At 51.0% G+C, this 6,216-nt stretch carries 8 protein-coding genes; 3 read left to right on the forward strand and 5 right to left on the reverse strand.

Translation table 11 applies throughout. From position 1 onward, the window contains the following. Positions 1 to 335: 335 nt before the first annotated feature. A complete protein-coding gene (locus C7K08_RS12110; RefSeq protein ID WP_341272166.1) occupies positions 336 to 704 on the reverse strand; it encodes an ArsR/SmtB family transcription factor in 369 nt (122 codons plus the stop codon). Here C7K08_RS12110 and C7K08_RS12115 point away from each other — a divergent pair. Both C7K08_RS12115 and arsJ read left to right on the forward strand, forming a co-directional pair. Further along, the gene (locus tag C7K08_RS12115) at positions 703 to 1,725 is read left to right on the forward strand and encodes an ArsJ-associated glyceraldehyde-3-phosphate dehydrogenase (RefSeq protein WP_106500850.1); all 1,023 of its coding nucleotides are present in this window, start codon (positions 703 to 705) and stop codon (positions 1,723 to 1,725) included. The two genes, C7K08_RS12110 and C7K08_RS12115, sit on opposite strands and share 2 nt — an antisense overlap. Further along, complete coding sequence (gene arsJ / locus C7K08_RS12120) at positions 1,700 to 2,983, forward strand: organoarsenical effux MFS transporter ArsJ (RefSeq protein WP_241537244.1); 1,284 nt, start codon at positions 1,700 to 1,702, stop codon at positions 2,981 to 2,983. The genes C7K08_RS12115 and arsJ overlap by 26 nt, the downstream gene beginning before the upstream one ends. Here the strand turns inward: arsJ and C7K08_RS15895 are convergent. Then, positions 2,980 to 3,183: a hypothetical protein gene (locus C7K08_RS15895; RefSeq protein ID WP_133165254.1), complete on the reverse strand. Its 204-nt coding sequence runs from the start codon at positions 3,181 to 3,183 to the stop codon at positions 2,980 to 2,982. The two genes, arsJ and C7K08_RS15895, sit on opposite strands and share 4 nt — an antisense overlap. 178 nt (positions 3,184 to 3,361) lie before the next feature. On the opposite strand from C7K08_RS15895, the gene C7K08_RS12130 reads away from it, so the two are divergent. Further along, the gene (locus C7K08_RS12130; protein ID WP_106500852.1) at positions 3,362 to 3,547 is read left to right on the forward strand and encodes a hypothetical protein; all 186 of its coding nucleotides are present in this window, start codon (positions 3,362 to 3,364) and stop codon (positions 3,545 to 3,547) included. A gap of 13 nt (positions 3,548 to 3,560) precedes the next feature. Here C7K08_RS12130 and C7K08_RS12135 read toward each other — a convergent pair whose 3' ends face one another. The 3 genes from C7K08_RS12135 to C7K08_RS12145 all read right to left on the reverse strand — a co-directional run bounded on the left by C7K08_RS12135 (position 3,561) and on the right by C7K08_RS12145 (position 6,206). After that, positions 3,561 to 4,586: a sirohydrochlorin chelatase gene (locus C7K08_RS12135; protein ID WP_106500856.1), complete on the reverse strand. Its 1,026-nt coding sequence runs from the start codon at positions 4,584 to 4,586 to the stop codon at positions 3,561 to 3,563. 62 nt (positions 4,587 to 4,648) lie between these two features. Beyond that, entirely contained in the window at positions 4,649 to 5,458 is an 810-nt protein-coding gene (locus C7K08_RS12140) for a metal ABC transporter permease (protein ID WP_106500853.1), read from the reverse strand. Further along, positions 5,451 to 6,206, reverse strand: a complete 756-nt coding sequence (locus C7K08_RS12145) for a metal ABC transporter ATP-binding protein (RefSeq protein WP_106500857.1) — start codon at positions 6,204 to 6,206, stop codon at positions 5,451 to 5,453. Before C7K08_RS12145 ends, C7K08_RS12140 begins: the two co-directional genes overlap by 8 nt. Positions 6,207 to 6,216: the final 10 nt, after the last annotated feature.

Consider the following 6,216-nt stretch of genomic DNA (forward strand, 5'->3'; position numbering starts at 1 on the left):
ATCGCAAGCAACCCAAAGCAAAGAATGCATCCAGAAGCGCCAGCACCCGGCGACGAAGTTATGTATGTGGATCTGAGCCGGGAAAGATTAGAAGCTCTATACCAACAGGCAGCTAAGGATTGAGTTACTTTAATTTTGATTGATCGTTAAATTTTCTATCAAGCCACTGAGTTAAGATGTATATAGTTATAAACATTGGGGCATATGCTTCCCACATATTTGGCAAATTCAATTCAGAGTTATTTATTAGCACAAGCCCAAAATAACTGCTAAATCCATAGATCAACATTCTTCTTAGCGGGCCTGAAAAATTTTTCATCTTGTTTAGGTAATAATTAATCACAGATGCTAGCTGGTTTAACGCAACTAGCGGCCAATTGGTCTAACCAATTGCGCAACCAGAGCAAACTCTCTGCTTCTAACCGGTAGTAGGTCCAGCGGCCCTGCTGGCGAGCACTGATCAGRCCCGCATCTTTCATCGCCTTTAGGTGAAAKGAAAGTTTGGATTGAGCAAGCCCCAGATCACTAGTTAGATCACACACGCAACGTTCGCCTGCACCGAGGCATTGCACCAATTCCATGCGAATTGGCTCAGCCAGCACCTTGAACAATTGCTGGGCCCGAGGGTTAGCGGTGTGTTGCAGCACACTGGTCATATCAAGTTTGGTTGATTTAAGCTGCCTTGGTTTCACCGTAGCAGCCATGAAAATCGCAATTAACGGCTTTGGGCGCATTGGCCGCCTTGTGTTTCGCGCCCTTTGGGATCGCCCCGGCATTGAAATTGTTCACGTGAACGACCCCGCCGGTGATGCCCATGGCGCCGCCCATYTGCTGGAATTTGATTCCGTTCATGGCCGTTGGCAGCACGGGGTAGTGGCCCAAGCYRATGGATTTGTGGTAGCCGATCAAATCAATAGGCCAATCACTTTCAGCCAAGCAAAGGAACCCTGGGCCCTAACMGRCGCAAACATGGTGCTCGAATGCAGYGGAAAATTCAAAACGCCCCAAACCCTTGAGCCCTATTTCCAAAACYCTGCCATCAAAAGGGTGGTGGTGGCCTGCCCWGTGAAAGGTGAAGTGGCTGGCGCTGAGGCTCTTAATATTGTTTATGGCATCAACCACGATCTCTATGATCCAAGCAAACACCGCCTGCTAACTGCAGCATCATGCACCACCAACTGTTTAGCCCCAGTGGTAAAAGTGGTGCATGARCAATTTGGTATTTTGCATGGCTCAATCACCACCATGCATGATGTAACTAATACCCAGGTTGTAGTTGATTGCTTTAAGAGCGACCTGCGCCGTGCCCGCTCCTGCCTGCAAAGCCTGATCCCAACCACCACAGGATCGGCTAAGGCAATCGCGATGATWTTCCCTGAATTAACAGGCAAATTAAATGGCCATGCCCTGCGGGTGCCGTTRCTAAATGCTTCCCTAACCGACGCGGTATTTGAACTAAAACGGCCTGTTAGCCCAGAGGAGGTAAATGCAGCTTTTGAACATGCCGCAAACAATGAATTGAAGGGAATTCTTGGYTATGAAACCAGGCCATTGGTTTCAGTTGATTTTCTCAATGATGCCCGCAGCGCCATTATTGATGCCCTTTCAACAATGGTGATAGATGGAACTCAACTAAAGGTTTATGCCTGGTACGACAACGAATGGGGCTACAGCTGCCGCATGGCCGATCTAGCCATGCATGTGGCAAAACTTGAGCAGGCTTGAAATCATGTTGCTTAAACCTCTATCAGCACTGCAACAATATGCAGTTGTAACCGCAAACTACTGGGCCTTCACCCTCACCGATGGTGCCCTGCGCATGCTTGTGGTGTTTCACTTCCACGAGCTGGGTTACAGCACCCTTGAGATTGCTTTTCTATTTCTTTTCTACGAATTTTTTGGAATCATCACCAATCTCTACGGTGGCTATCTAGGTGCTCGCTTTGGCCTTCGCTTAACCCTCTGGGCAGGCACCCTAATGCAGGTTGGAGCCCTGTTGATGTTGATACCCGTTGCYGATAGCTGGCCTAAGTGGTGGAGCGTTGCCTATGTGATGCTTGCCCAAGCCATAAGCGGTGTTGCTAAAGATCTCAATAAAATGAGCGCTAAAAGTGCAATTAAAACCGTAGTACCAGAAACACCCAATGATCAAAACCAAGGAGAAAAGCAATTATTTAAATGGGTTGCAATTCTCACGGGCTCTAAGAATGCACTTAAAGGTGTGGGATTCTTTCTTGGCGGAATACTTTTAACAAGCATTGGTTTTAATGCAGCCGTAGCTGTGATGGCAGCAGCTTTATTTTTAGCATTTTTATTAACACTGGTGTTGCCAGCTGAAATTGGCAGAATGAAACAAACGCCGGCTTTTTCCTCACTTTTTTCAAAATCGCGAGGCATCAATGTGCTTTCCCTGGCTCGATTTTTCCTATTCGGTGCCCGCGACGTGTGGTTTGTGGTTGCCCTRCCGGTGTTTTTGCAGGCAGCCCTCGGTTGGCGTTTCTGGGAAGTTGGCGGCTTTATGGGCCTTTGGGTGATCGGCTATGGAATTATTCAAGCYGCTGCACCAAATCTGCGCCGTCTGTGGGGAAAAGGGGAGCCGCCGGGCGTTGCTGCAGTGGAATTTTGGAGCGCTTGTTTAACTGCAATTCCAGCCCTGATTGCAATTGCTTTATGGCGCCAAGTTGGCAACCCCGGGCTTGCGGTAGTGGTGGGTTTAGCTGTTTTTGGAGTGGTGTTTGCAATGAATTCATCTATTCATAGCTACATGGTGCTCGCCTACACCGATGCCGAATCGGTAAGCCTCAATGTGGGTTTTTATTACATGGCAAATGCTGCTGGTCGCCTGCTTGGCACTGTGCTYTCAGGGGGTTTGTTTCTGGTGGGCGGCATGCAGGCCTGCCTATGGGCTTCMGCGCTGYTGGTGGGGGCAGCCTGGCTGGTGAGTGGTCGCYTACCGCCTCCCCTACGCCGGAGYGCKATCTAAGCCTTATTCAGCAAATTTGGCTCTTGCTGCGCTTCGGTGTCTTCGCAAGTGTCTTGGGACCTAAGGCCAAGATCCAAAAGATCTTGGGATAAAACCAAAAGGGATATTCCCATCAACGCCATGGCCATGCCGCGCTGTTCATCACTAGCCATTTCAACGCTGCGGGAAGCCTGTAGGTGCTGGGGCCAGCTCAAACGCATAGCAGCTACAGGGCTTTCGCAGCCATTGGTTAGATCCGTTAATACATAGCATTGGCGAAGCTTATGGGTAAACCCGGATTTACAATTTGAAATACACACCCGCATTTGCGGGGGTAGCTCTTGTAACAGCTCGTTCCTAGAAGCTCGATACATTTGCCTCAGTTTCTATTCAGCTGCCATGGGCAACTCAATTGAGCTCACCACAGGCCAACAATTTGAAATTGAACGCTTTAGCCGTGCCATTGATGCCACCGCTGATTCAGAGCAATTRCGCGATCTAGCAAAACAACTGCTCAAGGCATGGCATAGCCAAAAAGCGGCCACAACTTGGGTAATCAAGCAACAGTTAAATCCYTCGCTTTAAAYAACTGAATAAATCAGCTTTTCAAGCTGTTTGGCCCCAAGGGATGGTGGCTATGGGGATAGTTGGCATGGGAATGGYTGTGATGGTCGTTGTGGCTGTGTTCAGCARTTGTTGCCGTAGCTTCCGTTTCTTGGCATGCACCTGTGCATTCCTTTTCGCATAGGGCGCAGGGTTCATTTAAACCCTCAACATGGTGGTGGTGGCTGTGCTGCACAGCGCCCACATCCGCCTCAAAACCGAGTACCTGGGCCCTGTATTTACACATTGAACAGTTCATATTTGCATCGCCCCTTATCACCTCAGCCAACCGCTCACGGAAGGTTTCCAGCACGAGGGGATGATCGTTCAAATAGCCTGCTTTTACAAATTGCTGGGCTGGATTATCAGCTGCAACTCGATCCGTATGTTGATAAATCCGGCTTACYAGCACACCTGAAAATAAGAAATAGGGAAACACTAAAATGCGTTTAAAGCCCAGCTTCACCGCATGGCGCAAACCCGGCTCCACCAATGGGAAAGTAACACCTGAATAAACGGTTTCAGCCCAACCAAAACCAAAACCCTCAAGCAACATCCTTGTTACTTTGGCTACATTTGAATTTGCATCTGGATCCGAGGAGCCGCGCCCCACCACCACCAATAATGTGTCTTCTATGGGCGTGGGTTCAGTGGCATCGGCAGTTGCTATTGCCTCCCTGATGCGGGCAGCTGCCGCCTGAATCATTTTTAGATCAACCCCAAGTTCGCGGCCATAGTTGATCTCCACCCCGGTRGAAGCCGCATAGGTGTTCAAAACCGATGGGATGTCGTTTTTGGCATGGCCGGCGGCAAACAACATGCCGGGCAACGCCAAAATGCGATTAACGCCACGGGCGCGCAATTTATCTAAGCCATCTTTAATGATCGGCCTGGCAAATTCCAAATAGCCATGCTCCACCGGCACCTCCGGCAGCATCAAACGCAAACCATCGGCCAACTGGGCAAATTCCTCACAGGCAAAACGATTGCGGCTGCCGTGGCCGCAAAGCATCACTCCCATCCCWGGCGATGCGCTGAAATCAAGTGGYAGCAGTAGGGAACTATCGCTTGTGATGCCCGTGCTCAAAATATGGCCTTAAACAATAAAGCCAGCATAAAACCACTGAATTGCACAATCACCACACAGGGGCCTGAGGGCAGGTTGGTTAACCCAGAGGCAAAAAGCCCCAGTAGCGCACAACCGCCCCCCAAAAGCGCTGAACTGAGCACATAAATAGGAAAGCGGCGGCTCAACAAACGGCCTGCGCAGGCRGGGATCACCACAAAWGCGCTGATTAGCAACACCCCCACCGCTTTGATCGAAACCGCCACCACYACGGCRAGCAACACGATGAAAGCAATCCGGTGCCAATTAGCCCTAACGCCAAATGCCCCAGCAAAATCGCTATTCAGCGTTAGTAATACCTGGGCCCGCATGCTTAAAACCAAATACAGCACCGCCCCCAGCAGCAGCAGGGCAATAACACCAAGATCAAGCCAGCCAATGCCGAGGATGTCGCCAAATAACAGTTGCTGGATTCCGCCCCGATAGGTTTCCACCAAGCTCAGGGCTACCACTGCAAAGGCTAAGGAGCTGGAATAAACAATGTTCAGCAAGGCATCAGCTGGCAGCTTGCTGCGCTCCACCAACTGATTCACAAGCAATGCAAACAACACTGCGAATGGAATTAAAACCAGGGTGGGATTAATTCCGAGCAGGATRCCRATGCTTACCCCAAGCAGGGCGGAATGGCCAAGGGCATCACTAAAAAAGGAAAGCTGCCGCAAAACCGCAAAGCTACCCAGCAAACCGCCTAGCCCCCCGGTGAGCAGGCCCCCCAGCAGGGCCCGCTGCATAAACGGTTGGGCAAGTACGCCAGCGCTATCAACCATGGTGCTGATGCTGATAGGCCACCACGTTTGGCCCGTAAAGCTCAGCCAAGCTCTTGGCGCTAAGGGCATGGGTTGGCGGCCCGCTGCAGCGCAGATAACGGTTTAAACACAACACCTGATCGCAGCTACGGCGCACCATTTCAAGGTCGTGGGATACCTGCAGCACAGTCCACCCCTCCTGACGGCGCAATTGCAACAGCAATTCCTGAAATTGCTCACTGGCAGGGGCATCAAGCCCCGCTTGCGCCTCATCTAGCAGCAATAGTTTTCGGGGCCGCACCACGCAAAAAGCCAACAGCACCCGCTTTAGTTCACCGCCAGATAGTTCGCTCAATAACTTTGCGCCCAGATTGCTAGAGCCGGTGCGGGCCAAGGCAACAAGCACCGCTTCATGGCGCTTTGAGCGGTTACGCCAAGGCAAGCGGGGGCCGGGGGGATCAAAACCAAAAGCCACAAATTCAGCCACGCTGAGGGGAAAGCGTCCTTGAAGGGCAAAGGTTTGGGGCAAATAAGCGATCTGGGATCGCACCGAATGGGGTAGTTCACCTGCAGGGCCAAGGGGATGCCCTAGTACCCACACTTGGCCCTTTTGGCGGGGCAATAGGCCAAGAACTGCTGCCACCAAGCTGGATTTGCCTGCTCCGTTCGGGCCCACTAGGGCGGTATCACTTTCGCTTAGCAATTCAAAATTCACACCATCCACCACCAGCTGCCCGTCGCGACGAACACTGAGGTTTTCAACCCGCAGAACAGAATTA

Origin of the sequence: Synechococcus lacustris str. Tous (genome assembly GCF_003011125.1) — a bacterium.
Classification (GTDB): Bacteria; Cyanobacteriota; Cyanobacteriia; order PCC-6307; family Cyanobiaceae; genus Synechococcus_D; species Synechococcus_D lacustris.